The following is a 3,568-nucleotide window of genomic DNA, read 5'->3' on the forward strand; positions in this document are numbered from 1 at the left end:
GCCCGTGCGCGGTGGCGGGGGCGGGCCCCGGTTCCGCCTCCGGTTCCGTCTCCGTTCCGCCTCCGTTTTGCACGCCTCCCCCGTCACGTCGACCCCGGATCGGCCATGCTCTCCTTCGTCCTGCGGCGGACCGCCCAGGCCCTCGCGGTCCTGGTCGCGGTCTCCGCCGCCGCCTTCGCCCTCTTCTACGCCGCGCCCGCCGACCCGGCCCGCGCCGCCTGCGGCCCGCGCTGCGACAGCGGGCAGGTCGCGGCGGTGCGCCAGAGCATGGGCCTGGACCAGCCGCTGCTCACCCAGTACACCGACTACCTGGCCGGGGTCGTCGCCGGGCGGGACATCGGCGACGTGGACGGCTCGACCATCCACTGCGACGCCCCCTGCCTCGGCTACTCCTACCGGCTGCACCAGCCGGTCAGCGAGGCCCTCGCCGACCACCTGCCGGTCACCCTCTCGCTGACCGCCGGGGCGCTCGCCGTCCTGCTGGTGTTCGGCCTCGGCACCGGCTTCGTCTCCGCGCTGCGGCACGGGCGGCGGACCGACCGGCTGCTGTCCGGCTTCACCCTGGTCGGCGCCAGCCTGCAGATCTACTTCCTCGGGTACGTCGCGCAGTGGCTGCTGGTCTACTCCACCGGGCTGCTGCCGCTGCCCTCCTACACCCCGCCGGCCGACGACCTGGCCGCCTGGGCGGGCGGGATGCTGCTCCCCTGGTTCGTCCTCGGCTTCGTCAACTCCGCGGTGTTCGCCCGGCTTTCGCGCTCGCAGCTGCTGGAGACGATGAACGAGGAGTACGTCCGCACGGCCCGCGGCAAGGGCCTGGGACGGCTGCGCGCCCACCTCAAGTACACCTCGCGCGGCGCCGCCGGACCGCTGGTGCAGCTGATCGGGCTGGAGGCCGGGGTGCTGCTCGGCGGAGCCGTGATCACCGAGACGGTGTTCGGGCTGAACGGGGTCGGGCGGTTCGCCGCCGAGGCCGTCGCCGGGCAGGACCTGCCCGCCGTGGTCGGCGCGGTGCTGCTGGCCGCCTGCTTCATGGTGCTGTTCGTCGCGCTGGCCGACCTCGCGGTCGCCTGGCTCGACCCGCGTGTCCGGCTGAACTGATGGGGAGCCCTTCGATGAATTCCACTGTTCCGGGGGCCGGCGTGCGGACCGCAGAGGTGGAGAGCACGGCGGCGGAGACCGTCGAGCCGGTGCTGAGCGTCCGCGATCTGACCGTCGCCTTCGCCGACCCGCGCGGCGGTGCGCCGGTGACCGCCGTCCAGGGCCTCTCCTTCGACCTCGCCCCGGGTGAAGTCCTGGGCCTGGTCGGCGAGTCGGGCTCCGGCAAGTCGACCGTCGGGCTCGCCGTCCTCGGCCTGCACGACCCGCGCACCACCACCGTCACCGGCTCGATCCGGCTCGACGGGCAGGAGGTCGTCGGCACCGAGGAGTCCGCGCTGCGCGGGGTGCGGGGCGGAAAGGCGGCGCTGGTCTTCCAGGACGCGCTCACCTCGCTCAGCCCCTTCCACGGCGTGGGCGCCCAGCTCGCCGAGATGTACCGGCTGCACCACCCGGGCACGGGCCGGGCCGAGGCGGGCCGGCGGGCGGCCGAGATGCTCGACCGGGTCGGCATCCCGACGGCCCGGACGCGCGACTACCCGCACCAGTTCTCCGGCGGCATGCGCCAGCGCGTGATGATCGCGATGGCGCTGATGAACGACCCCAGGCTGCTCATCGCGGACGAGCCGACCACCGCCCTGGACGCCCGCGTCCAGCGGCAGGTCCTCGACCTGCTCGGCGAGTTGCAGCGCGAGCACGGGACGGCGGTGCTGCTGGTCAGCCACGACCTGGGCGTGGTCGCCGGGACGACGGACCGCACGCTGGTGCTGCGCGGCGGGGTCGAGGTCGAGTCCGCGCCGACCGCCGAACTGCTGGCCGCACCACGCGAGCCGTACACCCGGGCGCTGGTGGGCGCGGCGCTCCGGCTGGACTCGGTGCCGGGCACCGCCCTGCCGACGGTCGACGAGCCGGCCCCGTCGCGGACGTTCCGGCCGCGGACCGTCGAGCGCCCCGAGCGGTGGCTGGTCGAGGTGGACGACCTGTCCGTGCGCTTCCCCGGACGCCGGCGCTTCCCCGGCCTGCGGGCCGAACCGGTCCGGGCGGTCGAGGGCGTCGGCCTGCGGATCGCGCCCGGCGAGACGCTCGGGCTGGTCGGCGAGTCCGGCTCCGGCAAGTCCACCACCTCACGGGTCCTGGCCGGGCTGCAACGCCCCACCGGCGGCAGGGTGCTGTACGACGGCCAGGACGTCACCCGGCCGGACCGGGAGCTGCGGAAGCGGCTCAGCCGGGAGATCCAGCTGGTCTTCCAGGACCCGTACGCCTCGCTCAACCCGCGCCGGACCGTCGCCCAGACCCTGGACACCCCGCTGCGCCTGCACACCCCGCTGGACCGGGCCGAACGGCGGGAGCGTTCCGCCGAGTTGCTGGAGCAGGTCGGCCTGGAGGCCCGGCACCTGGACCGCTACCCGCACGAGTTCTCCGGCGGGCAGCGCCAGCGGATCGGCATCGCCCGCGCGCTGGCCCCGCAGCCGCGCCTGATCATCGCCGACGAGCCGGTCTCCGCGCTCGACGTGTCGGTGCAGGCCCAGGTGCTCAACCTGCTGATGGAGCTGCGCGAACGGCTCGCTGTCGCCTTCCTGTTCGTCTCCCACGACCTCGCGGTGGTCCGGCACTTCTGCGATCGGGTGGCGGTGATGCACCGGGGACGGCTGGTCGAGTCCACCGACCGGGACCAGCTGTTCGCGGCGCCGCACACCGAGTACACGAGGGAACTGCTGGCGGCGGTGCACTGAGGTGACCGATGATCATCGAGGCCCGGCGGGTGAAGCAGCAGGTCGTTCGGCTGCGCCGGTCCGGTTCGAGGCGCTAGCGTGCAGGCGATGTGACGTAGGAGACCCGGGCAAGGAATCACCAATCGAGGGGGCACTTTTGTCGGACGACCTGCTCATCGCAAAGATCAATCACGGCTTCGATCACCTCGACGCCGACGGCGACGGGCTGCTCACCGAGCGGGACCACGTCCTGATGGGCCTCTCGGTGGCCCGCTCGCTCGGCCACCAGGAGGGCTCCGAGGCGGAGGCCGTGATAGTCCGGGCCTACCTGACGACCTGGCACGACCTGCACCTCGCCCGGCTGCCCGCCGGCACCGAGGCGATCACCCGGCAGCAGTTCGTCGCCTCGACCGGCTCGCTCGCCGACGACCCGGAGGCCGCCCAGGAGATCCTCGGCGCGCTCGCCGGGGCCTTCCTCTCCGTCGCCGACGCCGACCGCAGCGGGACGGTGGACGCCGGCGAGTTCTTCGTCTTCCAGCGCGGCCACTTCGCCGGCCTGTCCCGCGACGACGCCGACGAGGCCTTCCGCCACCTCGACACCGACGGCGACGGCGTGCTCTCCGCGGCCGAGTTCACCAACGCGATCGTCGAGTTCTGGACCAGCCGCGACCCGGACGCGCCCGGCAACTGGTGGACGGGCAAACCGCCGTACGCCTTCTGAGCCGTACGTCCTCGGTGGTCCGCCCCCGCGAGCCGGAAGC

The 3,568-nt window shown here is 73.8% G+C and carries 3 protein-coding genes; all 3 read left to right on the plus strand.

Features of this window, described 5'->3' with window-relative positions:
• The first annotated feature begins 105 nt into the window (after positions 1-105).
• Positions 106-1,098: an ABC transporter permease gene (locus ACFU7Z_RS37680; RefSeq protein WP_049649815.1), complete on the plus strand. Its 993-nt coding sequence runs from the start codon at positions 106-108 to the stop codon at positions 1,096-1,098.
• A gap of 14 nt (positions 1,099-1,112) precedes the next feature.
• Positions 1,113-2,828: a dipeptide ABC transporter ATP-binding protein gene (locus ACFU7Z_RS37685; protein ID WP_380782609.1), complete on the plus strand. Its 1,716-nt coding sequence runs from the start codon at positions 1,113-1,115 to the stop codon at positions 2,826-2,828.
• Between the two features lie 136 nt (positions 2,829-2,964).
• Complete coding sequence (locus ACFU7Z_RS37690) at positions 2,965-3,528, plus strand: EF-hand domain-containing protein (protein WP_049649817.1); 564 nt, start codon at positions 2,965-2,967, stop codon at positions 3,526-3,528.
• Positions 3,529-3,568 lie beyond the last annotated feature (40 nt).

Origin of the sequence: Kitasatospora sp. NPDC057518, assembly GCF_042802075.1 — a bacterium.
Lineage (GTDB): Bacteria > Actinomycetota > Actinomycetes > Streptomycetales > Streptomycetaceae > Kitasatospora.

What these genes read in the sequence shown, in the direction of transcription:
- ACFU7Z_RS37685 (WP_380782609.1), top strand. Translation starts at nt 1,113, where the DNA reads ATGAATTCCACTGTTCCGGGGGCCGGCGTGCGGACCGCAGAGGTGGAG.
- ACFU7Z_RS37680 (WP_049649815.1), top strand. Translation starts at nt 106, where the DNA reads ATGCTCTCCTTCGTCCTGCGGCGGACCGCCCAGGCCCTCGCGGTCCTG.